A 24,552-nucleotide genomic window follows, 5' to 3' on the forward strand; every position below is an offset into this window, starting at 1 on the left:
TGACTTCGAACACCTGTTCGGCTAGGTTGGTCCCACGGCAGCGGCCGGATCGATCGGGTCCCTCGGCTGTCCACAGGTACGACGTACGGCCGGATTGTCCACACCCACGACACGACTGACCAGGTTCTGTCGGGACCCCGCCCTAGCGTCGCCTTCGTACCTGGCCCACCACGACACGAAGGACTGAGGACCATGGCTGGAGACGACCGGCAGAAGGCGCTCGAGACCGCTCTGCTCAACATCGAGAAGCAGTACGGCAAGGGGTCGGTGATGCGGCTCGGCGACGACTCGCGCGCTCCCCTGGACGTGATCCCGACAGGCTCGATCGCGCTCGACGTGGCGCTCGGCATCGGCGGCCTCCCGCGGGGCCGCGTGGTGGAGATCTACGGCCCGGAGTCCAGCGGTAAGACCACGGTCTCGCTGCACGCCGTCGCCAGTGCCCAGGCCGCCGGCGGCATCGTGGCCTTCATCGACGCCGAGCACGCGCTCGACCCCGAGTACGCCAAGGCCCTGGGCGTCGACACCGACGCCCTCCTGGTCTCGCAGCCCGACTCCGGTGAGCAGGCCCTCGAGATCGCCGACATGCTGATCCGCTCCGGCGCCCTCGACCTGATCGTCATCGACTCCGTCGCCGCGCTCGTGCCCCGCGCCGAGATCGAGGGCGAGATGGGTGACAGCCACGTCGGTCTCCAGGCCCGCCTCATGTCGCAGGCCCTCCGCAAGATGACCGGTGCCCTCAACCAGTCCAAGACGACCGCCATCTTCATCAACCAGCTGCGCGAGAAGATCGGCGTCATGTTCGGCTCGCCCGAGACCACCACCGGTGGTCGCGCGCTGAAGTTCTACTCCTCGGTGCGCCTCGACGTGCGCCGCATCGAGACCCTCAAGGACGGCACCGACATGGTCGGCAACCGGACCCGGGTCAAGGTCGTCAAGAACAAGGTCGCCCCGCCGTTCAAGCAGGCCGAGTTCGACATCATGTACGGCAAGGGCATCTCCCGCGAGGGCAGCCTGATCGACGTCGGCGTCGAGGCCGGCCTGATCCGCAAGGCCGGCGCCTGGTACACCTACGAGGGCGACCAGCTCGGCCAGGGCAAGGAGAACGCCCGCACCTTCCTCAAGGACAACCCCGACCTGGCCAACGAGTTGGAGAAGAAGATCCTCGAGAAGCTCGGCGTCACCCCCACCGTCGACGGCGACGTCAACGACCTCTCCGACGAGCCCATCGGCGTCGACTCCTTCTGACGCGATCGGGTTCCGTAGGTTCCGCCTTCGCGTGGCGGCAACACGGCGGCACGACGGGAACGGCGAAGGCGGCGCCGGCACCCGCCCGAGCCACCATGACCACGAGGAGGCGACCGATGCGCAACGAGGAACCCCCCGAGGGCGACGGCTGGACCGAGGACGCCGACCCCGAGTCCGTCGCGCGCAAGATCCTCCTCGACCAGCTCAGCCTCAAGGCCCGCAGCCGCCACGAGCTCGAGGACCGGCTGGCCCGGCGCAACGTCCCGGCCGAGGTGGTGACCCGCCTGCTCGACCGCTTCGAGGAGGTCGGCCTGGTCGATGACGAGGCCTTCGCCCGCGCCTGGGTGGAGGGCCGGCAGCGCAGCCGCGGCCTGGCCCGCACCGCCTTGGCGGCCGAGCTGCGCCGCAAGGGCGTGGCCGACGAGACCACGAAGACGGTGCTGGCCGAGGTCGACCCGGACGACGAGGCGCAGACGGCGGCGGTGCTGGTCCGCAAGAGGCTGCGGGGCATGCGCGGTCTCGACCCGCAGGTCGCGACCCGGCGCCTGGTCGCGATGCTGGCTCGCAAGGGCTACGGGCCGGGGGTGGCCTACGCCGTCGTGCGACGCGAGCTCGGGGCAGCGGCGGAGCTGGACGACGCCGATGCACAATGGGCGCGTGACGACTGACGCGGCGCCGGCGCTCGAGCGCGAGATCTTGACCTACGACCTGTTCGGCACCGCGGTGCGCGACCTGGCACAGCAGGTCGTCGACGACGGCTTCGAGCCGGACATCGTGCTGGCGATCGCCCGGGGCGGGCTCGGGCTGGCGATGGGCCTGGGGTACGCGCTGGACGTGAAGAACCTGTCGGCGGTCAACGTCGAGTTCTACACCGGCGTCGACGAGCGCCTCGACGTGCCCATGATGCTGCCGCCGACGCCGGCCGCGATCGACCTGACCGGCATGAAGGTGCTCATCGCCGACGACGTCGCCGACACCGGCAAGACGCTCGAGGTGGTGCGCGACTTCTTCGCCGACCACGTGGCGGAGGCGCGGACGGCGGTGGTCTACGAGAAGCCGTGGACGGTGATCCGCCCGGAGTACGTCTGGCGTCGTACCGAGGCCTGGATCGACTTCCCCTGGTCGTCGACGCCACCCTTGGTCGACCGTCGCGGCGGGCAGGCGCACTGACATGGGCTTCCCTCTCTCCGACCTGACCTCCGCGCTGCGCGTCGCGCCGGGCCCGATCGCCCTGGGTGAGATCGACACCGACGCCGCCCCCGGCTTCGACGGCGACAAGAAGGACGGCGAGGCGGCGCTGGCCGACCTCGGGCCGGACCTGGCCGAGCTGCAGGAGCGGCTGTTCGCCGACGGCAAGTCAGGCGGTCGGCGCAGCATCCTGCTGGTGCTGCAGGGCATGGACACCTCCGGCAAGGGCGGCACGCTGCGCTCGACGGTCGGCCTGGTCGACCCGCAGGGCGTGCGGATCACCTCGTTCAAGGCGCCGACGCCAGAGGAGCGCGCCCACGACTTCCTGTGGCGGATCACCAAGGCGCTCCCGCCGGTGGGCCTGATCGGCGTGTTCGACCGCTCCCACTACGAGGACGTCCTGATCGCGCGCGTGCGCGGGCTCGCGCCGCCGGAGGAGATCGAGCGGCGCTACGACGCCATCAACGCCTGGGAGGCCGAGCTCGCCGCCGAGGGCACCACGATCATCAAGTGCATGCTGCACATCTCGGCGGCCGAGCAGAAGGAGCGCCTGCTGGCGCGGCTCGACGACGAGACCAAGCACTGGAAGTACAACCCGGGCGACGTCGACGAGCGGGAGCTGTGGCCGGCCTACCAGGAGGCATACGAGATCGCGATCGCGCGCACCAGCACCGACGTCGCGCCGTGGCACGTGATCCCGGCCGACAAGAAGTGGTACCGGAACCTGGCGATCGGCGCCCTGCTCCACGACGCGCTGCAGGCCTTCGACCTGGGTTGGCCGAAGGCCGACTTCGACGTGGCGCACGAGAGGCAGCGGCTCCTCGACGAGTCGGCGCTGTGACCGGCGGGCGGATGGAGCAGGTCAAGGTCACCCGGTACGTCACGCCGCTGCGCGAGGGCGGCAGCCTGCCCGGCATCGTGGAGGCCGACGACCTCGGCACCTACGTCTGCAAGTTCCGCGGCGCCGGCCAGGGCACGCGGGTGCTGGTGGCCGAGGTGGTGGTCGCGGGGATCGCCCGGCTGCTCGACGTACCCACGCCCGACCAGGTGGTGCTCGACCTCGACCCGCAGATCGCGCGCTACGAGGCCGACGAGGAGGTGCAGGACCTGATCAACGCCAGCACCGGTCTCAACCTCGGCATCGACTTCCTGCCCGGCTCCTTCGGCTACGACCCGACGACCGGTCCGGACGCCGACCTGGCCGGACGCGTGCTCTGGCTCGACGCCTTCACCACGAACGTCGACCGCAGCTGGCGCAACCCCAACCTGCTGGTCTGGCGAGGCACCCTGCAGGCGATCGACCATGGTGCGTCGCTGTACTTCCACCACTCGTGGTCCGGCGGCCCTGGCGACCCGGCGCGCTTCGCGGCGCAGCCGTACGACGCCTCCGAGCACATCCTGCGTGGTTTCGCAGCGCAGGCGGTGACCCAGGACGCCCACCTCGCGGCCCGGCTGACCGACGCGTCGCTGGCCGAGGTGCTGGCCGAGGTGTGCGACGACTGGCTGGAGCCGGTCCCGGGCGCGGAGACGCCCGAGCTGCTCCGCGAGCGCTACGTCGCCTTCCTGACCGCCCGCCGCGACGGCGGCCGGGCCTGGCTCCCGGCGCCGGAGCTGGCGTCGTGAAGCCGTACCAGTACGTCACCCTGCGCTGCGTCCCGCGCGTCGAGCGCGAGGAGTTCGTCAACGTGGGCGTGGTTCTCCACTGCCCGGCCGAGGACTACCTCGGCGTCCGCTCATCGGTGGACCCCGAGCGGATCCGTGCCCTCGACGCCGAGGTCGACGTGGCGGCGGTCCGGACCGCGCTCGACGCGGTCGAGCGGGTGTGCCGCGGCGAGGCCCATGCGGGCTTCGGCGTGGGCGTGCGCGCGACGGCGTACGGCTCCCGCACCCAGAAGGACGACGCCGGCACCCGTTTCGGGTTCCTGAAGGCGCCGAGGAGCACGGTGCTCCAGCCCGGCCCGGTCCACGGCGGCGTCACCGCCGACCCGGCCCGGACGCTCGAGCATCTCCTGGAGCAGCTGGTCCTCTAGCGCGACCCGGCGCAAATCAACCCTGGAATGACGTCGACCCGGCGCAAAGCGAACTTCTTCGGGAGTTCGCTTTGCGCCGGGTCGACGACGTCTACGGGGCAGTTTGCGCCGGGTCGGCTCAGACCGGAACCAGCTCGACCGCGCCGACGGCGTACCGGGCGAGGATGGTGCGGGCGATCTCCGGGTGGGCGCCGAGCGGCTCGGACACGGCGACGGCACCGGCTTCGAGGGCCAGCTCGGCGGCCCGGTCGACCAGGTTGCCGGGCGCCAGGAACAGCGAGGCGACGGCGATGTGGCGGCGGCCCTCGGCGCGGAAGGCGCGCACGGCCTCGCCGGTGGCCGGGGGAGCGCTGGTGGCGTACGCCGCGGTGACGGGCAGCTTGTGGTGCGCGCCCCACAGCCGGGCGAGCCGGGCGACGGCCTGGTTGGCCAGCGGATCGGAGGTGCCGGCGGCGGCGAGGACCAGCGCGTCGAGCTCACGGACCCGGGCGGCGCGCAGCGCCTCGCGGAGCCGCTCGTCGAGCACCTCGAGGAAGCGCGCCTCGAGACCGAGCACGTCGGTAGCGCGGATCTGCAGACCCGGGTGGCGTGTCGTCGCCTCGGCGATCACCTCGGGTACGTCGACCCGGGCGTGGAAGGCCTCGACCAGCAGCAGCGGTACGACGACGATCTCGTCGTACCCCGCCTTCACCAGCCGGTCCACGACGGTGTGGAAGCTCGGCTTGGCGAGGTCGAGGAACGCCTTCTCGATGCGCAGGTCGGGACGCAACGCCTTCGTCGCGTCGACGAGCGCGGAAACGGTGGCGGCCGAGCGCGGGTCGCGGCTGCCGTGGGCAAGGGCGATGAGTGCCGGAGCGGTCATCGTCGGTTCCCTCCCTCTTCGAAGGTGCGGTCCTCCGGGATGCGGGCGGTCATGAGTGGATCCCGCATTCGGTCTTGTTGGTGCCGGCCCAACGGCCGCTGCGCGGGTCCTCGCCGGGGGCGACCCGGCGGGTGCAGGGCGCGCAGCCGATGGACGGGTAGCCGTCGTAGACGAGCGGGTTGACGAGCACGCCGTTCTCGGCGATGTAGCGCTCGACCTGCTCGTCGCTCCACCGGGCGATGGGGGACACCTTGACCTTCTGCTTCTTGGCGTCCCAGCCGATCACCGGTGCGATCACCCGGTTGTGGGTCTCGGCCCGGCGCAGGCCGGTGGCCCACGCGTCGTACCCGGCCAGCGAGTCGGCCAGCGGCTTGACCTTGCGCAGGGCGCAGCACAGGTCGGGGTCGCGCTTGTAGAGCTCGGGGCCGTACTCGGCGTCCTGCTCGGCGACCGACTGGCTCGGGGTGATCGAGATCAGGTTGACCTTCATGGTGGCCGCGACGGCGTCACGGGTCCCGACGGTCTCGACGAAGTGGTAGCCGGTGTCGAGGAAGACGACGTCGACGCCGGGGACGACCTTCTCGGCGAGGTGCGCCAGGACGGCGTCGCCCATCGAGGAGGTGATGCAGAACCGGTCGCCGAAGGTGGCGGCGGCCCACTCGATGATGACCTCGGCGGGGGCCAGCTCGAGCTCGGCGCCCCAGTGGGACACGAGCTCGCGCAGCTCCTCGGGGGAGCGGCCCGCGGTGTGCGACCCGCGGAACTCGCGGGCGGCACGAGTGGTGGCGGTCGTCATGACGCACCCCCCTCTCTGGATGAACTGGTTCCGGGCGGGGTCCGGGGGACCACGCCCAGCATCTTCAGCTGGAACGCGCGCAGGCACGAGCGGCACTCCCACGCCCCGTGGCCCGCCTCGTGGGGCCACAGGTCCTCACCGCCGCAGTAGGGGCAGTGGAAGGGCTGTGCTCGCTCGGACATGGTGCGGAGTCGATCAGGCCGTCGCCAGCGACTTGTCGCCGCGCAGCAGGTCCTCGTCGGTGCGCGCCACCCACTGGGCGAAGCTCTCCTGGGGACCCTCGCGGTCGACGAGGTAGTTCGACACGATGGTCGTGACGTAGTCGTCGAGGCCCTTGCTGGTCACCTTGTGGGCGCGCAGCTTCTTGCCGATCGTGGTGTGCAGACCGATGCCGCCGCCCAGGTGGACCTGGAAGCCCTCGACCTGGTTGCCGTCGTCGTCGAGCACCAGCTGGCCCTTGAGGCCGATGTCGGCGATCTGGGTGCGGGCGCAGGCGTTCGGGCAGCCGTTGACGTTGATGCTGATCGGGGTGTCGAGGTCCGGGAAGCGCTTCTCCAGCTCGCCCACCAGATCGATCGCGCGCTGCTTGGTGTCGACGATCGCCAGCTTGCAGAACTCGATGCCGGTGCAGGCCATCGTCGAGCGACGCCAGTGCGACGGCTTGGCCGAGAAGCCGATCGCGTCGAGGTCGGCGACGATCGCGTCGACCTGCTCGGGAGCGACCCCCAGCACGACGACCTTCTGGTACGCCGTGAGCCGGGCACCGGCGACGCCGTACTTCTCGACGATGTCACCGAGGGCGGTCAGCGCCTCGCCGTTGATCCGACCGACGGTCGGCGTGATGCCGATGTAGAAGCTGCCGTCCTTCTGCTCGTGGATCCCGATGTGGTCGCCGTTGTGGGTGGCGTAGGCGGGCGACTCGTTGCGGACCAGCTTGTGCCCGAGGTACTCGTTCTCGAGGACCTCGCGGAACTTGTCGGCGCCCCAGTCGGCGACGAGGAACTTCAGCCGGGCGCGCGAGCGCAGCCGGCGGTAGCCGTAGTCGCGGAAGATCGAGACCACGCCCTCCCAGGCGTCGGCGACCTCGTCGAGCGGGATCCACACGCCGAGGCGGGTGGCCAGCATCGGGTTGGTCGACAGGCCGCCGCCGACCCACAGGTCGAAGCCGGGACCGTGCTCGGGGTGGACCACGCCGACGAAGGACACGTCGTTGATCTCGGGCGCGGCGTCCAGGCTCGGGTGCCCGGAGATCGAGGTCTTGAACTTGCGGGGCAGGTTCGAGTAGTCGGGGTTGCCGATGTAGCGCCGGCGGATCTCGTCGAGGGCGGGGGTGCCGTCGATGATCTCGTCCTTGGCGACGCCGGCGACCGGCGAGCCCAGGAAGCCGCGGGGGCAGTCGCCGCACGCCTCGAGGGTGTCGAGCCCGACGGCGGCCAGCCGCTCCCAGATCTCGGGCACGTTGGCGATGTCGATCCAGTGGTACTGGATGTTCTGCCGGTCGGTGATGTCGGCGGTGCTGCGGGCGAAGTCGGTGGAGATGCCCCCGAGGGTGCGCAGCGCGTCGGCGCCGAGCAGCTTGCCGTCGGAGCGGACCCGCATCATGAAGAAGCGGTCGTCGAGCTCCTCCTCCTCCATCGAGCCGGTCTTGCCGCCGTCGATGCCGGGCTTGCGCTGGGTGTAGAGACCCATCCAACGGAACCTGCCGCGCAGGTCGGCGGGGTCGATGGAGTCGAAGCCGCGCTTGGAGTAGATGAACCGGATCCGGTTCTCGACGTTGAGCGGGTCGTCGTCCTTCTTGGACTGCTCGTTCTTGTTCAGCGGCTCGGAGTAGCCGAACGACCACTGACCCTCGGCACGACGGGGGCGCGGGACGTCGGTGTGACGGGGCGGCTGGGACTGGAAGCGCAGGTCAGGCATGCGGAGAGGAGGTCCTTCGCTGATGGGCGCCCGGCGGTGAGGGGGCGCGGCTCGGGTGGATGCGGCGGCGACGTCAGCGGGGCCAACACATCATGCTGCGCGTGCGCCCGAAGTCCACGTGGCGTCGAACCACGAGGTGCGCATGAGTGGCAGCAGTGACCATGTCAACGAGTCTCATCCCTCGGACGCCCGGTCCACAAATCTGAATCTCATTATCTGGATGCCATTCTCATTATGCGGACAGATCGACCCGTCTGCCCCGAGGGTTCGGGCCGCGCCTGCGACGCATGTCACACCAGGCGCTGCCTGCCAGCGCGCCAGCGCACCCGCGGCACTACGCTGTGCGCCATGAGCGACAACTCCCTCGACGCCGGCCTTGTCAGCAGCGCCTACAACCAGGCCCTGGAGGTCATCGCCTCCGTCGAGCCGCGCATCGCGGACGCGACCCGCCAGGAGCTCGCCGACCAGCGGGCGTCGCTCAAGCTGATCGCGAGCGAGAACTACGCCTCGCCGGCCGTGCTGCTCACCATGGGCACCTGGTTCAGCGACAAGTACGCCGAGGGCACGGTCGGGCACCGCTTCTATGCCGGCTGCCAGAACGTCGACACCGTCGAGTCGCTCGCCGCCGAGCACGCCCGCGAGCTGTTCGGCGCCGAGTACGCCTACGTCCAGCCGCACTCCGGCATCGACGCCAACCTGACGGCGTACTGGGCGATCCTCGCCCACCGCGTGGAGGGCCCGTGGCTGCAGGACGCCGGCGTGAAGAACATGAACGACCTCTCCGACGCCGACTGGGAGAGACTGCGCCACGAGCTCGGCAACCAGCGTCTGCTCGGCATGAGCCTCGACACCGGCGGCCACCTCACCCACGGCTTCCGCCCGAACATCAGCGGCAAGATGTTCCACCAGCAGCAGTACGGCACCGACCCCGCGACCGGGCTGATCGACTACGACGCCCTGCGTGCCAAGGCCCAGGAGTTCAAGCCGCTCATCCTGGTCGCCGGCTACTCGGCGTACCCGCGGAGGGTGAACTTCGCCAAGATGCGCGAGATCGCCGACGAGGTCGGCGCCACCTTGATGGTCGACATGGCGCACTTCGCCGGACTGGTCGCGGGCAAGGTCTTCACCGGCGACGAGGATCCGGTCCCGCACGCCCACGTCGTCACCAGCACCTCGCACAAGTCGCTGCGCGGCCCGCGCGGTGGCTTCATCCTGGCGACCGAGGAGTACGCCCCGAGCGTCGACCGCGGCTGCCCGATGGTGCTCGGCGGCCCGCTCTCGCACGTGATGGCCGCGAAGGCCGTCGCCTTCGCCGAGGCCCGCACGCCCGACTTCCAGACCTACGCCCAGGCGGTCGCCGACAACGCGAAGTCGCTCGCCGAGGGCCTGCAGATCCGCGGCACCAAGCTGGTCACCGACGGCACCGACAACCACCTCGTGCTGCTCGACGTGTCCTCCTTCGGACTGACCGGGCGACAGGCCGAGTCGGCGCTGCTCGACGCCGGCGTGGTCACCAACCGCAACTCGGTGCCGGCCGACCCCAACGGGGCCTGGTACACCTCCGGCATCCGGGTCGGCACCCCCGCGCTCACCAGCCGCGGCTTCGGTGCATCCGAGTTCGACGCGGTCGCCGACCTGATCGTCGAGGTCCTCACGAGCACCACGCCCGGCACGACGTCGGCAGGCGCGCCGTCGAAGGCGTCGTACGTGCTCGCCGACGGGGTGGCCGACAAGGTCCGCGCGGCGTCGGCGGAGCTGCTCGACAAGCACCCGCTGTACCCGGGTCTCGACCTGGCCTGACCCACCGGGTGGGTCAGCGCCAGGAGTAGCTGACCTCGGGACGCCCGCCGCCCGCGCCGTACCTCAGGCCGCGGGCGGCGAGCCCCTGGTCGGCGAGATGCTCGAGGTAGCGCCGCGCGGTGACCCGCGAGCTGCCGACGGCCGCCGCGACCTCGCTCGCGGACAGGTCGCCGTCGGCCTCGCGGAGCGCGGCGGTGACCGTGCGCAGGGTCTCGGCGCTCATCCCCTTGGGCAGCGGCGCGGTGGCGCTCGGGCGCAGCGAGCCGAGCAGCCGGTCGACCTCGTCCTGCACCACCTCGGCGGGGGCGGCGTCGAGCTCGGCCCGGTAGGCGGCGTACTGCTCGAGCTTGGCGCGGAAGGTCGCGAACGTGAACGGCTTGAGCAGGTAGAGCACGACCCCCTGACCGACCGCCTGGCGCACCACCTGGGTGTCGCGGGCGGCGGTCACCGCGATGATGTCGCACAGGTGGCCGGCGCCGCGCAGGCCGGCCAGCAACCCGAGGCCGTGGGTGTCGGGCAGGTTCATGTCGAGCAGCACCAGGTCGACGGGGGAGCCGTCGTTGCGGGCGGCGTCGAGCGCGCGGACCGCCTCGCGGGCCGAGCGGGCGATGCCGGCGAGCGCGAATCCCGGCACCCGGGCGACGTACGACGCGTGCGCCTCGGCCGCCAGCTCCTCGTCCTCGACGACGAGCACCCGCACGGTCACGAGACCGCGTCCGGGTGCAGCGAGACGGTGAACTCCGCGCCGCCGAGTGAGGAGCGGCCGACCACGACGTCGCCGCCGTGCTTGCGCGCGACCTGGACCACGAGCGCCAGGCCGAGGCCGCGGCCGGTGCCAGGCTCGGCCTTGGTGGTCCAGCCGCGGTCGAGCGCCCGCTCGGCCGCCGCCGCGTCGAGACCCGGGCCGCTGTCGCCGACCCGGACGACGAGCGGCCCGGCGTCCCCCTCGAAGGTGACCGCGACCCGGCGCGGGTCGGAGAGGGCGACCGCGTCGAAGGCGTTGTCGACCAGGTTGCCGACGACGGTGACCAGGTCGCGGGCGGGGATGGTGGTGCCGGCGGGGACGGTGCCGGTGATGGTGAGGTCGATGCCGCGCTCGGCGCCCTCGGCGGTCTTGCCGAGCAGCAGCGCGGCCAGGACCGGGTCCTCGACGGCGCCGACGACCTGGTCGGTGAGCAGCTGGGCGACGTGCAGCTCGGACGTCGCGAACTCGACCGCGTCGTCGGGGCGGCCCATCTCGATCAGGGAGACCACGGTGTGCAGCCGGTTGGCGGATTCGTGGTTCTGCGAGCGCAGCGACTCGGTGAGCCGTCGGACGACCTCGAGCTCGCCGGTGACCGAGCGGAGCTCGGTGTGGTCGCGCAGAGTGACGACGGAGCCGACGTCGCGGCCGTCCCAGCGGGCCGGGGCCGCGGAGACGACGAGCATCCGCTCGCCCGCGAGATAGAGGTCGTCGGACTCGGCGGTGCGGCCGCGCGCGGCGGCGACCAGGCCCGGCGCGAGGCCGAGCTCCTCGACGGGCTGTCCGACGACGTCGTCGGGAAGGGCGAGCAGCCGCCGGGCCTCGTCGTTGATCAGCTGGACCCGGCCCGTCCCGTCGAGGAGCAGCAGTCCCTCGCGGACGGAGTGCAGGACGGCCGAGTAGTACTCGTACATCCGGGCCAGCTCCTGCTCGCCCATCCCGTGGGTGACCCGGTGCAGCCGCCGGCCGAGCAGCCCGGCGCCGGTGAGGCCGAGCAGCAGCACGAGCAGGCCGCAGAGCACCACGATCGTCACGTCGCGGCGCAGCCCGCGGTTGATGTCGCTGACGGTGATGCCGACCGACACCAGCGCCACCACCCGGCCGTCCTCCTCGACGGGTACGACGGAGCGCACCGATGGGCCGAGCGTGCCGGTGTACTGCTGGGTGAAGACGCTGCCCTCGGGCGCGTCGCCGAGGTCGCCGACGAACCTCCCGCCGATCTGGGCCGGGTCGGGGTGGGTGTAGCGGGTCCGGTCCAGACCCATGACCACGACGAAGTCGGTGTCGGTGTCGCGCCGGACCTGCTCGGCCCACGGCTGCAGCTCGGCGGTCGGGTCCGGGCCGCGCAGCGCCTCGCGGACGGCGGGGGAGTCGGCCACGGTCTGCGCCACGGCCACCGCGCGCTGGGTCGCCCGGCTGCGGGAGTCGCGCCGGGCGTCGTACGACGCCATCGCGATGCCGACCACGACGAGCAGGAGCACGGTGCCGACCTGCAGCACCAGCACCTGGCGGGCGACCGGGCGGTCGCGGAGCAGGCGGGGTCGGGGCACGTCGTCATTCTCGCCCAGGCGAGGGCCGTTGATGTGACCTGCGCCACGAACACAACGAACACAACGGTGACGGTCGTCACGACCGGTCGCAGAGTGGCGGAGAACCCCGACCCAGCGACATCCGGAGGAACCATGACCAGCACGGCGCGCGGCGCGCGGACGCACTACCTCTACCTGGCGGTGATCGGCGCGGTGCTGCTCGGCATCGCCACCGGCCTGCTGTTCCCGGCCTTCGCGGTCGAGCTCAAGCCGCTCGGCGAGGGCTTCGTGAACCTGATCAAGATGATGATCCAGCCGGTCATCTTCTGCACCATCGTGCTCGGTGTCGGCTCCGTGGCCAGTGCCGCGAAGGTGGGCCGCGTCGGTGGTCTCGCGCTCGGCTACTTCCTGGTGATGTCGACGGTGGCGCTGTCGATCGGCATGCTGGTCGGCAACCTGCTGCAGCCCGGCGACGGCCTGCACCTGACCGCCGAGGCCGCGGCCACCGCGCAGGAGAAGGCGGCCGAGGGACACGCCGACACCACGGCGTTCCTGCTCGGCATCATCCCGACCTCGATGTTCAGCGCGCTCACCAGCGGGAGCGTGCTGCAGACCCTGCTGGTCGCGTTGCTCGTCGGGTTCGCGCTGCAGCGGATGGGCGCCACCAGTGCGCCGATCATCACCGCTGTCGGCCACCTGCAGCGTTTGGTGTTCCGGCTGCTGGCGATGATCATGTGGGCCGCTCCGGTCGGCGCGTTCGGCGCGATGGCCGCCGTCACCGGGCAGGGCGGCGTGGACGCGCTGAAGAGCCTGGCCGTGCTGATGGTCGGCTTCTACCTCACCTGCGTGCTGTTCGTCGTCGTCGTCCTCGGCGCCCTGCTCAAGGTCATCACCGGCATCAACATCTTCGCGCTGCTGCGCTACCTGGGCCGCGAGTTCCTGCTGATCCTCGCCACCTCGTCGTCGGAGTCCGCGCTGCCCCGGGCGATCGCCAAGCTGGAGCACGCCGGCGTCGACAAGACCACCGTGGGCGTCGTCGTGCCGACGGGCTACTCGTTCAACCTCGATGGCACCGCGATCTACCTGACCATGGCCTCGATCTTCATCGCCGAGGCCCTCGGCACGCCGCTCGCACTGGGCGAGCAGGTCTCGCTGCTGCTGTTCATGATGATCGCCGCGAAGGGCGCGGCCGGCGTCACCGGCTCCGGCATGGCCGTGCTGGCCGGCGGCCTGCAGTCGCACCGGCCCGAGCTGGTCGACGGCGTCGGCCTGATCGTCGGCATCGACCGGTTCATGTCCGAGGCCCGGGCGCTGACCAACTTCGCCGGCAACGCCGTCGGCACCGTCCTGGTCGGACACTGGACCGGCAGCCTCGACCGCGCCCGGCTGGACCGGGTGCTCGCCGGCGCCGACCCGTTCGACGAGACCACGATGATCGACGACCATGTCGCGCCGGAGCCCGAGCCGGAGCGGGTGCCCCTGCCGGTCTGATCCGGAAGATCGAGGCGGTGGCCGGGCGGATCCCCGGGGCAGGGCCGGCCGCCGGATAGCGTGAGGCCCATGGCGGCGGACTCGGGCACCCAGGTCGGGGCGCCGTGGCTCCGCCGCCTCGCCCGCCTGCTGTGGCGCCTGGTCGTGACCACGGTGGGCTCGTGCCTGCGGTACCGCGTCACCGGGCTGGCCGCCGAGGCGGCCTTCTTCGCCGTCGTGTCGGTCCCGCCGCTGATCTTCGCCCTCGCCGGCGGCGTCGGCTACGTCACCGAGCACTTCACCGCGGCCCAGATCGACGACGTACGCCGCGCCGTCGTCGACCTGTTCTCGCGGTTCCTGACCGACACGGCCGTCAACAAGGTGATCAAGCCGACCATGAACGACGTGCTGCGCGGTGGCCGGTTCGACGTGATCTCGCTCGGGTTCGTGCTCGCGCTCTGGTCCGGCTCGCGGGCCCTCAACGTCTTCGTCGACGCCATCACGATCATGCACGGGCTCGGCGGGCACCGGGGGATCGTGCGCACCCGGGTGCTCTCGTTCGTGCTCTACATCCTGGCCGTGATCTCCGGCGCGATCACGCTGCCGCTCGTGGTCGCCGGCCCCAAGCTGGTCCGCTCGTGGCTGCCCAACCGGGCCGAGTTCCTCATGCAGTTCTACTGGCCGCTGATCATCGTGATGTGCGTGTGCTTCCTCGCCACCCTCTACCACCTCTCGGTGCCGGTGCGGACCAGCTGGAGCTTCAACCTGCCGGGCGCGGTGTTCTCTCTGTCGACCTGGATCGTCGGGTCCTACCTGCTGCGCTGGGTGCTCACCGTGACCGCCGAGGACTCCCACTCCATCTACGGGCCGCTCGCCGCGCCGATCGCGATCCTGGTCTGGCTCTACATCGCGGCGCTGGCGGTGCTGATCGGCGCCGGCGTCAACGCCGCCTTCGACGAGGTGTTCCCCCAGGAGACGACGCAACGGGCGCGCCGCGAGCTGCTGGACCGCCTGTTGCGTCGTACGCCGGACCCGGTGGAGTAGGTTCCGGCCGTGGGCGTGCTGAGCGGAGGACCGGCGGAGACCCCCTTGACGGGGAAGGTCGCACTGCCCGAGCGGATCCGCTCCCCGTGGTGGCAGCTGGGGCGCCGGCTGCTGCTCGCCCTCGGCATCCTCGTCGGCACCGTGCTGCTGGTCTACTTCGACCGGGAGGGCTACCGCGACACCGGCGACGCGACCGCGGCCGACCCCAACGGCACCATCTCCCTGGTCGACTCGCTCTACTACACGACCGTCACCCTGAGCACGACCGGGTACGGCGACATCTCGCCGATCAGCGACGGCGCCCGGCTGGTCAACGCGTTCATCATCACCCCGGCCCGCATCGGCTTCCTGGTGCTGTTGATCGGCACCACGCTCGAGGTGCTCGCGCAGCGCAGCCGCGAGCTCTTCCGGATCTCTCGTTGGAGGAAGAACATGGGACACCACGTCGTGGTGATCGGCTACGGCACCAAGGGCCGCAGCGCCGTCGAGACGCTCGTCGGCAACGGACTGGACCGCGAGCGCGTCGTGGTGGTCGACCCGAGCCCGGTCGCGTTGGCGGACGCGCACGCCGACCAGCTCGCGGTCGTCACCGGCGACGCCACCCGCCGCGGGGTCCTCCAGCGCGCCGGCGTCGCGGAGGCCGATCAGGTCATCATCACCACCGGCCGTGACGACTCCAACGTGCTCGCCGCCCTGACGGTCCGGCAGCTCAACCCCGACGCCTGGATCGTCGCCGCCGTCAGCGAGCAGGAGAACGCGCCGCTGATGCGCCAGTCCGGCGCCGACTCGGTGATCACCTCCTCCGACGCGGTCGGCCGTCTGCTCGGCCTCTCCACCCTCTCGCCCACGCTCGGCACGGTGATGGAGGACCTGCTCACCTACGGCGAGGGGCTGGAGGTCGCCGAGCGCGAGCTGCTGGTCAACGAGGTCGGCATGCCGCCCCAGTCCCTGCCCGACCAGGTGATCGCGGTGATCCGCGACGAGAAGGTGTACCGCTACTTCGACCCGGTGGTGACCCTGCTCGCCCGCGGGGACCGGCTGGTCGTCGTACGTCCGGCCAAGGAGCTGCCCTGGGCGCCGCGCCCCGGCACCCACGACGAGGACTTCGCCGCCGACGAGGACTGACCCGTCCGGGGTTGCCCCGCGCAGATCGGGTACTGCGCGTGCGAAGTCCGTATCCGAGGAGGAGGCACCCATGCACCGCAAGAGCACGGCCGAACAGCTGAGGGACGACCTGCGCGACCTCGTCGACGCCGTCGTGCCCGACGTCGAGTCCGCCGTCCACACCGTGGCGGAGAAGACCCCACCCCTACTGCACCAGGGGCGCGCCATCGCGGCCGAGAAGGGCGCCCAGGCGGCTACGTCACTCGCCGGCCGGATCCCCGACCAGGTCCGTGACCGGCTGCCCGACCAGGTCACGGACCGCCTGCCGGCGCAGCCGCGACGTCGGGGACGGGTGCTGCTCGTCGTCGGCGCCCTCGGGCTGCTGGGAGCGGCGGTCGCGGTGCTCGCGCGACGCGGCCAGCTCACGCACGCGGGCGGCCCGGCGTCGTATCCGAGGGCGGTGGCGGAGGACCTCGATCCCACCGACCCGCCGGCCGAGCCGAGGATCGACGGCACCCAGCTCTGACTCCCGGAGGTCATCCGGCGTCATCTCGCCGATTTCGCCACATGTGGCGGTCGCGGCCACTACTCTCGGTCCCGGTTCCCAACCACAGCGTGCCCGACGAACCCCACACTCGCCGGGCACCAGGTGCCCTGTCCGGCCATGCCGGGCAGGGCGCTGCTGGTCGTGGCCGCGACCGCTGGGTAAAGCCTTCGGGAAGTGTGCTCCGGACGCCCTGGGACGGTCCTAGGGTGAGCCAGGACCAGGCGAGTCTCGGGATCGGCCCGGTCGCGACGACGAAGGGATCCGCGCATGTCGATCGTGCGACGTCCGCAGCTCGGCGCTGGCCCCTGCGTCCCCCGCTCCCCGGCTCGTGGCTGTTCCCTGCATCGGGCCGGCCGTGGTGAGGCATCCCCACTCTGCCTGACCACGGGCGGGTGCTCGCCGGGAGACCGCTGAGCGCCTGCCGGACCCGGCTACCCGGGTGTCTGCTCCGTCGCGGGAAGAGCGCACCCGCGACGGAGCAGATGACGCACTTTGGCCGCGGGCCCGATGACGGTCCCGTGGACACCGAGACCCGGACCAACCGCACGGGCGACCGCGACGTCGTCGTGGACCTGACCCGCGACTGCGCGGCCTTCGTGGCCGGTCGCGGCGACGGCCTGCTCCACGTCTTCGTCCCGCACGCGACCTGCGGGCTCGCGACGAGGTCCGGTTCAGCTTCCTGGTCGGGTGAGGTGGGCTACCGGTCGAGCCCGAGCAGCCCGGCCTCGTGCTCGCGCCAGGCCGCGGCGGCCCGTCGCGTGAGGGGGCCGGGGGCCGGCAGCTCACGGTCGTCCCAGCGATGCACACCCTGCACGTCGCGGGTCGTCGAGACCAGGAAGACCTCGTCGGCCCCCGCCGCCACCTCGATCGGCTCATCGACCTCGCGCGCCCCGAACCACTCCAGCACCAGGGCCCGGGTCACTCCGCCGAGGCAGCCACTGGCCAGCGTCGGCGTGCGCACCTGGCCATCGACCACGTAGAAGACGTTGGTCCCCGTCCCCTCGCACAGGTTCCCCGCCAGGTTGGCGAAGATCGCCTCGCTCGCCCCCTTCTCCCGCGCCGCCGCCAGGGCGACCACGTTCTCGGCGTACGACGTCGTCTTCAGCCCCGCCAGCGGTCCCCGCTCGTTGCGCGGCCACGGCACCGTGACCACCGCGGTCGTCTCCGGCGCCGGATCCATCGGGGCCGCCACCACGATCGCCGTCAGCGGGTCGTCACCACGCCCACTGCCCAGCGGCGCATTGCCGCCCGTGACGGTGATCCGCAGCCGACCCAGCGGCAGCGCGTCACCCTCGAGGACGGCGGCCACGCCGCGTCGTACCTCATCGATGTCGAGGCCCACCAGCCCCAGACCCGCCGCCGACCGCTCGAGCCGGTCGAGGTGGCGCTGCAGCGCGAACGGCTGCCCGCCGACGACCTTGACCGCCTCGAACACCGCGTCGCCGACGGTGAGTCCGTGATCGGTCACCGGCACCGCCGGCGCCGTCGGGTCGGACAGGACTCGGCCGTTGATCCACACGCGCATGGAGCCAGCGTAGAAGGGGGCGGACAACGACCGCGCGGGCGTCGACATGCCGGCGGTGGACCCCGTTTTGGCGCGGTTCACGCAATCGGCTACTGTTCTCAACGCACCGCAGGGCGGGCCGAGAGGCAAGCAAGGCAGTGCGATGCGGACGTAGCTCAGTTGGTAGAGCGCAACCTTGCCAAGGTTGAGGTCGCGAGTTCGAGCCTCGTCGTCCGCTCGGAGTGGTCAGACCCACTGCCTGACCAGGCCAGTGTGTGGGGCCGCCGCGGTGGGTTGGCCGAGAGGCGAGGCAACGGACTGCAAATCCGTGTACACGGGTTCAAATCCCGTACCCACCTCACAGACAACTCCACAGGGGCGATTGGCGCAGCGGTAGCGCGCTTCCTTGACACGGAAGAGGTCACTGGTTCAAACCCAGTATCGCCCACCAGATAACCGCAGGTCAGAGGCCCTCTCGGGGGTCTCTTTCCGTTTTCGGGAAAAAAACGGGATCGAAGCGCTGTGTTCGTGGCACCTCCGGATCCCGTGCGATTCACCCGCGCTCGCATCCTGGCCTGCCGATTCGAGAACTGGGATGCACTGAGGGAGATGAGCAACCTCGTCTCCCTGGAGGTCATCGACTGGCACGCCGCGACCCTGGATGCCCTGCGCCCTCTCAAGCGACTCGAACAGTGGAAGATCACGCACCTGCCCAAGATCACGAGCATCGAACCTCTGGCCGAACTCGTCTCGTTGCGCCGCCTGGTCCTGGAGACCATCCCGAGCTGGGACTCGTCCGGCAAGGTCACCCAGGTCGAGTCGCTCCGTTCAACGCAGTGGTTCCCAATGAGTACATGGGTGTCTGAACGACGAGGGCAGGGCGGAGATCCTCGATCCGGATCGACCTGCTGGCTGAACCACTGCTCACGGGGTGGAGTTCGTCGAGGTACCCGGCCAGTACGGACTGCACCTGTTCTGGCTCGCCCGCCAACTGTGGCGGCTGGATCCAGAACGAGCGTTCGCGACCGTTCTGTTTCCCGGGCCTCACCACGACTGGCCCGTGCCGCATCAGCAGGACCACCTCGGCGACCGCACAGACCGGGCGCGAGCCACGGACCGGAGGCGTCCGATCCAGAAATCACCGGCCCACCTGGCGCGCTCATCCGACTCCGCCCCAGCGAGCGCGCCAGACATCTGCAGCAGACGCAGCACGGTGGTGAGGATGAGCCCATCGGCTGAGCGCCATACGAAAGCGGCTACGCGCCGACGCTGAGGGCAAATACTTCGCCGTGGTCCTCGGCGTCGACGGCATCACGCTCGCCCGGAGGCAGTACGAACTGGATCTGCGCGCCGAGCGCGTCGGCGAGCTTGATGAGGGTCGGGGCGGTCGGCGCGATCTGTCCCCGCTCGATGCGGCTGATGTCCGCTTGCGCGATTCCACTCAGCTCCGCTAGGTCCGACTGGCGAAGGTTGCGTGCCTTGCGGGCGGAGTAGATGACATGGCCGAAGGCGTAGGCAACACGGAAGACGCGCTCAGCCTCGCGCCCCTCTGCGCTCTGGTCGGCACGGCGCTCGCGCGCGTACCCGGAGAACTTCTTAGCCATGGTGACTCCTCTCGTCGACCAGTGTATGGGTGATAGCCCATACGAACAATGCTTGCGTCAGCGTCTGCGTCGTGACTTGTCGCGCGGCTGCGCCTTCGCCTGACTCGCTTGGGTGATACGCCACGCGCGAAGCCTCTTGCGCGCTTCCTCGATTTCCTTGTCCTGGCGCCGCGGGCTGTCGTCGCTGCCCTTGTCGTAGCCGTGAAGCAAGAGGATGACCTTCTGCCCGTGGAAGTGTACGAACAGGCGGAGCAGGATCTTCGCGGGCTTCGTCGGCTTGCTGGCTCCCGAGTTGGTGTAGAGGGCCTTGATGGTTGCTGCGTCATGCCTGACCCGGAACTCGTGAAGACCTTCACCGAGGGCCTTCAACCAAGGCGTGCTGGCGAGTGCGACGCCGTCCTTCTCGAGGATCTCCTCGATCGCAGTCGCCAGCGCCTCGAACTCGACTCGCCAAGATCACCCATCCAGACCTCAACGGGACGCCGGCCATCGGCGTCCTCGTAGAACTCGGCGGTCCACGTGCTCACTCGGCCACCGTGCCATTCGGCTCCGACACGAGCGCGGAGAGACGTCGCGCGATCTCGGCGCCACGATCCGCGGCGACGTGCCGGTAGCGCATCGCAGCGCCCGGCGTGGAATGACCAAGGCGACCCATCAACTCGGCAAGCGTCGCCCCAGTCTGGGCGGCAAGCACTGCGCCGGTGTGGTTCTTCAGGTGCGCCTTCACGACTGGGACCAGGTGCGGTGGGATGGCGACATCGCGGACGCCGGCGTCGGACTTGGGCGACCCGTCGACGAATGTCCCGCCGACCCGGACCACGCCGCGGGTGATCGAGACCCGGTTGGCGCGAAGGTCGATGTCGCTGCGGCGCAACTCAGCCAGCTCGCCGAACCGCATCGCACACCAGGCGGCGAGCAGCGCCATCAGCTTGTAGCGATCAGGCAGCGCCCCGACGATCGACTCCAGTTCCTGGAGCGACGCGGGTCGGACCTTGTGCGCACGTTTGACATTGCCGGCGCCCCGGATGTGCGCTGGGTTGTACGTAATCAACGGCTTCGGCGTCGCCGCGGCAGCGGACCCGAGGATGGTGCGCAGCAGGCTGTAGGCCTGCGCCCGGATCGTCTCCCCGGCGATTGGTGAGCCAGGCAACGGCGTCCTTCCTGGCTTCGAAGGTCGTCGGTGCTCGGAGGAGCCGACCATCGGGACCGGTGTAGGCAGATCAGGGGCGGTTTCGCGTCAGCGGGCCGCGGCGTCGACCACGCTCAACGAGACTCCCTCGCCGAGCCGGTACGGGTTGGTGGCCAGCAGCGCGCCGAGCACCCGCCGCATCCGCGAGATCTCGGCCCGCACGGTCACCTGGCGCTCGCTGTCGCCGTACAGCGCCTGGCTGAGCCGGCCCGCCGACACCCCGGCGGGGCCGGCGGTGGCGATGGCGGCGAGCAGCTCGGCATGGCGTGGGGTGAGGGCCACCCGCCAGGGGGAGTCGCCGCCGCGGACCTCGAGGGTGGCGGGGGAGGCGCCCAGGTCCAGGCGGGCCACCAGGGTCTGCGACGAGGTCGAGGGCCGGATCAGCCAGCCGCCGCGCAGGCGTTCGGGCAGGCACAGCCCGAGACCCGGTACGGCGAGCGCCCGGTCGGGTCGAGGGGTCTCCACCCGATCGCGTACGGCGACGCCGTGGTGGGCCGCGACCCAGCCGTGGTCGTCGACCACGAGCAGCGGACCGTTGGCGCCGGAGAGCAGCGGCTCGGCAGTACGCCGCAGCTGGTCGAGGCGCTCCTCGTGGTGGCGCCACAGCCGGGCCTCGGCGAGCCGGACCGACGCGGTGACCAGCGCCTCGATCGCGGGATGCAGGCTCAGTGCGGGTCCACTGACGTCGACGATGCCGAGGAGGGAGCCGTCGATCGGGTCGTGGATGGGGGAGGCGGTGCAGTACCAGGGCACCTGCGCGTTCTCGAAGTGCTCGGCCGAGAAGAGCTGCACTGGCGCGGCCTCGGCGAGCGCGGTGCCGATCGCGTTGGTGCCGACGCTCGCCTCGGTCCAGGTCGCGCCGTCGGTGAACCCGAGCCCGTCGGCCTGTCGCTTGACGCGCGGGGACCCACTGCGCCACAGCACCACGCCGTCGGCGTCGGTGACCACGACCAGGTAGTTCGACGCATCGGCGGCGCTGAGCAGCAGCTCGCGGATCTCGTCGATGACCAATGCCAGGCGCGAGGTGCGCCGGCGCTCCTCGACCTCGGCGGGTGTGAGCGGGTCGCGGCCGTTGCGCCCGTCCGGGTCGATCCCGAGGTTGAGCACCCGGGTCCATGACCGCGCGACGACGGCCCGCGGCCGCTCGGGCGGCGCGGAGCCGGAGAGCACCGCGTCGTGGATCCGGACCAGGTCGCGGGCCCGCATCGCGAGGTCGTGCGTGGCCATGGCACCACCGTAGGCCGTCCAGTGTGATCGAGGCCACATGCAACAACGTGCAACGGTTCCCGGGACGAGGCTCGTGGCGGTCGACTTCTCGGCATGACCCAGCTCGACGACCGGCCCGTCACCACGGCCGACACCGACCCCGCCACCGCCTGGTTCGCGGCCTTCGAGGACGCCCTCACCGCCCGCGACATCGACCGCGCCGCCGGTCTGTTCGCCGCGACCAGCTTCTGGCGCGACCTGATCGCCTTCTCCTGGAACCTCACCACCGTCGAGAACCCCGACGGTGTCGCCGACCTGCTCGCCGCGACCCTGGACCGGGTCGATCCGCGCGGCTTCCGGCTCACCGAGCCGGCCGACACCGCCGACGGCGTCACCACCGCCTGGTTCGAGTTCGAGACGTCCGTGGGCCGCGGCCGCGGTCTGCTCCGGGTCGTCGACGAGGACGGCCCGAAGGCGTGGACGTTCCTCACCACCCTCTACGAGCTCACGGGGCACGAGGAGGCCAAGGGCGTACGACGTCCGATGGGCGCCGAGCACGGCGCCACCAAGGAGCGGGTGACCTGGCTGGAGAGGCGCCAGGCCGAGGACGCCGCCCTCGGCGTCGACACCCAGCCCTACGTGCTCGTCGTGGGCGGCGGCCAGGGCGGCATCGCCCTCGGCGCGCGGCTGCGTCAGCTCGGCGTACCGGCGCTCGTCATCGACAAGCACCCGCGCCCCGGCGACCAGTGGCGCAACCGCTACAAGTCGCTGTGCCTGCACGACCCGGTCTGGTACGACCACCTGCCCTACCTCAAGTTCCCCGACAACTGGCCGGTCTTCGCACCCAAGGACAAGGTCGGCGACTGGCTGGAGTTCTACACGCGGGTGATGGAGGTGCCGTACTGGTCGAACACGGTCGCCACCTCGGCCGCCTACGACGAGAGCGCGGGGGAGTGGACCGTCCACCTCGAGCGCGAGGGCAGGCCGCTGGTCCTCAAGCCGACCCATCTGGTGATGGCGACCGGCATGTCGGGCAAGGCCAACGTGCCGTCGTACCCGGGGGCCGAGGTCTTCCAGGGCGAGCAGCACCACTCCTCGCAGCACCCCGGACCGGACGCGTACGCCGGAAAGCGGGTCGTCGTCATCGGCAGCAACAACTCGGCCTTCGACATCTGCGGGGCCCTGTGGGAGACCGGCGCCGACGTGACCATGGTGCAGCGCTCCTCGACGCACATCGTCAAGAGCGACACCCTGATGGACATCGGCCTCGGCGACCTCTACTCCGAGCGGGCCCTCGAGGCCGGCATGACCACGGAGAAGGCCGACCTGGTCTTCGCGTCGCTGCCGTACAAGATCATGCACGAGTTCCAGATCCCGCTGTACGACAAGATGCGCGAGCGAGACAAGGACTTCTACGACCGGATGACCGCCGCCGGGTTCGACCTCGACTGGGGCGACGACGGGTCGGGCCTGTTCATGAAGTACCTGCGCCGCGGCTCGGGCTACTACATCGACGTCGGCGCCGCCGAGCTGGTGGCGAGCGGCGACGTCAAGCTGGCGCACGGCCAGGTCGACCACCTGACCGAGACGGCCGTCGTCCTGGCCGACGGGACGGAGCTGCCCGCCGACCTCGTCGTCTACGCCACCGGCTACGGCTCGATGAACGGCTGGGCCGCGGACCTGATCAGCCAGGAGGTCGCCGACCGGGTGGGCAAAGTGTGGGGTCTGGGCTCGGACACCACCAAGGACCCCGGCCCGTGGGAGGGCGAGCAGCGCAACATGTGGAAGCCGACCCAGCAGCAGAACCTCTGGTTCCACGGCGGCAACCTGCACCAGTCGCGTCACTACTCCCTCTACCTGGCGCTGCAGCTCAAGGCGCGACACGTCGGCATCGACACCCCCGTGCATCGGCTGCAGGAGGTCCACCACCTCGGCTGAGGTCCCCGATGTGAACCGCGGTCGCGAGATGCGTTAGAGTCTCCGACCGCGGTTCCTATCGGTCCGCGTCCGGGCGATTGGCGCAGTGGTAGCGCGCTTCGTTCACACCGAAGAGGTCACTGGTTCGAACCCAGTATCGCCCACCGGACACCCGAGAGCCGCGCTCACCGAGCGCGGCTCTTCTCGTTGCGGCGGGGCTCAGGCGTCCGCGGCCGCGTCCTTCTCCGTGGCGTCACCGGCGGTGCTCAGCCGGCCGCCGGTGTCCTCCAGGTGGGCGCGGACGAACCAGTGGAAGAGCTCGAGCTGCTCGGTCTGGGAGATGAACATGTCCTGGGTGACCAGGTCGAGCTCGTCGAGCTCCTGGATGCCGTCGCGGTACGTCGAGATGACGCCCTGGTAGACGACGTCGAGGGCGGCGAGGTGCTGCTGGGTGGTGGCGCGGCCGATGTCGTAGTCGTCCCACGGCCGGCGCTCGACGAGGCCGCCGGGCGTGCCCTGGGGCGAGCCGCCGAGGGTGGCGATCCGCTCGGCGAGGGCGTCGGCGAAGCCGCGGACCGTGTCGACCTGGGGGTCGAGCATCTCGTGGACGGCGATGAAGTGCGGGCCGACCACGTTCCAATGCACGTGCTTGAGCGTGAGGTGCAGGTCGGTGCAGGCGTCGAGGCGGCTCTGGAGGAGCTCGACGACGCGGACGGCCGCCTTCTCGTCGAGGCCGGGCGTGGTGAAGTGCAGGGTCTGGTTACGGGCCATGCCCTGTTCAGTACGCCGTCCCGGCCGGATCACACGGGTCCGGAGAACTGCCGCGCGGCAGGCGCGGTCCGCTCGGTACGATCGGGA

At 70.9% G+C, this 24,552-nt stretch carries 23 protein-coding genes and 4 tRNA genes; 16 read left to right on the top strand and 11 right to left on the bottom strand.

Going from position 1 to position 24,552, the window contains the following annotated elements; genetic code table 11:
• The first annotated feature begins 192 nt into the window (after window positions 1-192).
• From recA to ACUP6Y_RS10650, 6 genes are all read left to right on the top strand, one after another.
• Window positions 193-1,245 (top strand): recombinase RecA, encoded by a 1,053-nt coding sequence (recA, locus tag ACUP6Y_RS10625; RefSeq protein ID WP_462556088.1) that lies wholly within the window; start codon window positions 193-195, stop codon window positions 1,243-1,245.
• A gap of 116 nt (window positions 1,246-1,361) precedes the next feature.
• Window positions 1,362-1,913, top strand: coding sequence for a regulatory protein RecX (locus ACUP6Y_RS10630; protein ID WP_462556091.1), 552 nt, complete (start codon window positions 1,362-1,364; stop codon window positions 1,911-1,913).
• Window positions 1,903-2,415 carry a phosphoribosyltransferase gene (locus tag ACUP6Y_RS10635; protein ID WP_462556093.1) on the top strand — a complete coding sequence of 171 codons (513 nt, stop codon included), beginning with the start codon at window positions 1,903-1,905 and terminating at the stop codon, window positions 2,413-2,415. The genes ACUP6Y_RS10630 and ACUP6Y_RS10635 overlap by 11 nt, the downstream gene beginning before the upstream one ends.
• Before the next feature lies 1 nt (window position 2,416).
• On the top strand, window positions 2,417-3,274 hold the full coding sequence (locus tag ACUP6Y_RS10640) for a polyphosphate kinase 2 family protein (RefSeq protein WP_462556096.1): 858 nt from the start codon (window positions 2,417-2,419) through the stop codon (window positions 3,272-3,274).
• Window positions 3,271-4,056, top strand: a complete 786-nt coding sequence (locus ACUP6Y_RS10645; protein WP_462556099.1) for a HipA family kinase — start codon at window positions 3,271-3,273, stop codon at window positions 4,054-4,056. The genes ACUP6Y_RS10640 and ACUP6Y_RS10645 overlap by 4 nt, the downstream gene beginning before the upstream one ends.
• Window positions 4,053-4,463: a DUF3037 domain-containing protein gene (locus ACUP6Y_RS10650; protein ID WP_462556101.1), complete on the top strand. Its 411-nt coding sequence runs from the start codon at window positions 4,053-4,055 to the stop codon at window positions 4,461-4,463. Before ACUP6Y_RS10645 ends, ACUP6Y_RS10650 begins: the two co-directional genes overlap by 4 nt.
• Before the next feature lie 118 nt (window positions 4,464-4,581).
• On the opposite strand, the gene ACUP6Y_RS10655 is transcribed toward ACUP6Y_RS10650, so the two are convergent.
• From ACUP6Y_RS10655 to ACUP6Y_RS10665, 3 genes are all read right to left on the bottom strand, one after another.
• On the bottom strand, window positions 4,582-5,325 hold the full coding sequence (locus tag ACUP6Y_RS10655) for a sirohydrochlorin chelatase (protein WP_462556103.1): 744 nt from the start codon (window positions 5,323-5,325) through the stop codon (window positions 4,582-4,584).
• A gap of 49 nt (window positions 5,326-5,374) precedes the next feature.
• Window positions 5,375-6,121, bottom strand: a complete 747-nt coding sequence (locus ACUP6Y_RS10660; RefSeq protein WP_462556106.1) for a phosphoadenylyl-sulfate reductase — start codon at window positions 6,119-6,121, stop codon at window positions 5,375-5,377.
• Window positions 6,122-6,316: 195 nt separating this feature from the next.
• Window positions 6,317-8,038, bottom strand: a complete 1,722-nt coding sequence (locus tag ACUP6Y_RS10665) for a nitrite/sulfite reductase (protein ID WP_462556108.1) — start codon at window positions 8,036-8,038, stop codon at window positions 6,317-6,319.
• A gap of 348 nt (window positions 8,039-8,386) precedes the next feature.
• On the opposite strand from ACUP6Y_RS10665, the gene ACUP6Y_RS10670 reads away from it, so the two are divergent.
• Entirely contained in the window at window positions 8,387-9,838 is a 1,452-nt protein-coding gene (locus tag ACUP6Y_RS10670) for a glycine hydroxymethyltransferase (RefSeq protein WP_462556111.1), read from the top strand.
• Window positions 9,839-9,851: 13 nt separating this feature from the next.
• Here ACUP6Y_RS10670 and ACUP6Y_RS10675 read toward each other — a convergent pair whose 3' ends face one another.
• The gene (locus ACUP6Y_RS10675) at window positions 9,852-10,544 is read right to left on the bottom strand and encodes a response regulator (protein WP_462556113.1); all 693 of its coding nucleotides are present in this window, start codon (window positions 10,542-10,544) and stop codon (window positions 9,852-9,854) included.
• Window positions 10,541-12,130 (bottom strand): sensor histidine kinase, encoded by a 1,590-nt coding sequence (locus ACUP6Y_RS10680; protein WP_462556116.1) that lies wholly within the window; start codon window positions 12,128-12,130, stop codon window positions 10,541-10,543. Before ACUP6Y_RS10680 ends, ACUP6Y_RS10675 begins: the two co-directional genes overlap by 4 nt.
• Before the next feature lie 132 nt (window positions 12,131-12,262).
• On the opposite strand from ACUP6Y_RS10680, the gene ACUP6Y_RS10685 reads away from it, so the two are divergent.
• The 4 genes from ACUP6Y_RS10685 to ACUP6Y_RS10700 all read left to right on the top strand — a co-directional run bounded on the left by ACUP6Y_RS10685 (window position 12,263) and on the right by ACUP6Y_RS10700 (window position 16,253).
• Window positions 12,263-13,600: a cation:dicarboxylate symporter family transporter gene (locus ACUP6Y_RS10685; protein WP_462556119.1), complete on the top strand. Its 1,338-nt coding sequence runs from the start codon at window positions 12,263-12,265 to the stop codon at window positions 13,598-13,600.
• Between the two features lie 69 nt (window positions 13,601-13,669).
• The gene (locus tag ACUP6Y_RS10690; RefSeq protein WP_462556122.1) at window positions 13,670-14,623 is read left to right on the top strand and encodes a YihY/virulence factor BrkB family protein; all 954 of its coding nucleotides are present in this window, start codon (window positions 13,670-13,672) and stop codon (window positions 14,621-14,623) included.
• Between the two features lie 45 nt (window positions 14,624-14,668).
• Window positions 14,669-15,748 carry a potassium channel family protein gene (locus ACUP6Y_RS10695; RefSeq protein WP_462556124.1) on the top strand — a complete coding sequence of 360 codons (1,080 nt, stop codon included), beginning with the start codon at window positions 14,669-14,671 and terminating at the stop codon, window positions 15,746-15,748.
• Between the two features lie 70 nt (window positions 15,749-15,818).
• Entirely contained in the window at window positions 15,819-16,253 is a 435-nt protein-coding gene (locus ACUP6Y_RS10700) for a hypothetical protein (RefSeq protein WP_462556128.1), read from the top strand.
• Between the two features lie 718 nt (window positions 16,254-16,971).
• On the opposite strand, the gene ACUP6Y_RS10705 is transcribed toward ACUP6Y_RS10700, so the two are convergent.
• Window positions 16,972-17,799: an aminotransferase class IV gene (locus tag ACUP6Y_RS10705; RefSeq protein ID WP_462556130.1), complete on the bottom strand. Its 828-nt coding sequence runs from the start codon at window positions 17,797-17,799 to the stop codon at window positions 16,972-16,974.
• Window positions 17,800-17,943: 144 nt separating this feature from the next.
• On the opposite strand from ACUP6Y_RS10705, the gene ACUP6Y_RS10710 reads away from it, so the two are divergent.
• The 3 genes from ACUP6Y_RS10710 to ACUP6Y_RS10720 all read left to right on the top strand — a co-directional run bounded on the left by ACUP6Y_RS10710 (window position 17,944) and on the right by ACUP6Y_RS10720 (window position 18,229).
• Window positions 17,944-18,016 (top strand) — tRNA-Gly (locus tag ACUP6Y_RS10710).
• Between the two features lie 50 nt (window positions 18,017-18,066).
• Window positions 18,067-18,137: transfer RNA gene (locus tag ACUP6Y_RS10715), tRNA-Cys, on the top strand.
• Between the two features lie 17 nt (window positions 18,138-18,154).
• Window positions 18,155-18,229, top strand: a tRNA-Val gene (locus tag ACUP6Y_RS10720).
• 805 nt (window positions 18,230-19,034) lie between these two features.
• Here ACUP6Y_RS10720 and ACUP6Y_RS10725 read toward each other — a convergent pair.
• The 4 genes from ACUP6Y_RS10725 to ACUP6Y_RS10740 all read right to left on the bottom strand — a co-directional run bounded on the left by ACUP6Y_RS10725 (window position 19,035) and on the right by ACUP6Y_RS10740 (window position 21,798).
• Complete coding sequence (locus ACUP6Y_RS10725) at window positions 19,035-19,382, bottom strand: helix-turn-helix domain-containing protein (protein WP_462556132.1); 348 nt, start codon at window positions 19,380-19,382, stop codon at window positions 19,035-19,037.
• Window positions 19,383-19,439: 57 nt separating this feature from the next.
• A complete protein-coding gene (locus ACUP6Y_RS10730; protein WP_462556134.1) occupies window positions 19,440-19,751 on the bottom strand; it encodes a hypothetical protein in 312 nt (103 codons plus the stop codon).
• Between the two features lie 154 nt (window positions 19,752-19,905).
• Entirely contained in the window at window positions 19,906-20,583 is a 678-nt protein-coding gene (locus ACUP6Y_RS10735) for a site-specific integrase (protein ID WP_462556136.1), read from the bottom strand.
• Between the two features lie 36 nt (window positions 20,584-20,619).
• Window positions 20,620-21,798, bottom strand: a complete 1,179-nt coding sequence (locus ACUP6Y_RS10740; protein ID WP_462556139.1) for a GAF domain-containing protein — start codon at window positions 21,796-21,798, stop codon at window positions 20,620-20,622.
• A 93-nt stretch (window positions 21,799-21,891) separates the two neighbouring features.
• On the opposite strand from ACUP6Y_RS10740, the gene ACUP6Y_RS10745 reads away from it, so the two are divergent.
• On the top strand, window positions 21,892-23,715 hold the full coding sequence (locus tag ACUP6Y_RS10745; RefSeq protein WP_462556142.1) for a flavin-containing monooxygenase: 1,824 nt from the start codon (window positions 21,892-21,894) through the stop codon (window positions 23,713-23,715).
• A 71-nt stretch (window positions 23,716-23,786) separates the two neighbouring features.
• Window positions 23,787-23,858 (top strand) — tRNA-Val (locus tag ACUP6Y_RS10750).
• Window positions 23,859-23,913: 55 nt separating this feature from the next.
• Here the strand turns inward: ACUP6Y_RS10750 and ACUP6Y_RS10755 are convergent.
• Window positions 23,914-24,465 carry a Dps family protein gene (locus tag ACUP6Y_RS10755; protein WP_462556144.1) on the bottom strand — a complete coding sequence of 184 codons (552 nt, stop codon included), beginning with the start codon at window positions 24,463-24,465 and terminating at the stop codon, window positions 23,914-23,916.
• Window positions 24,466-24,552 lie beyond the last annotated feature (87 nt).

Source organism: Nocardioides sp. S5-5 (genome assembly GCF_054954065.1).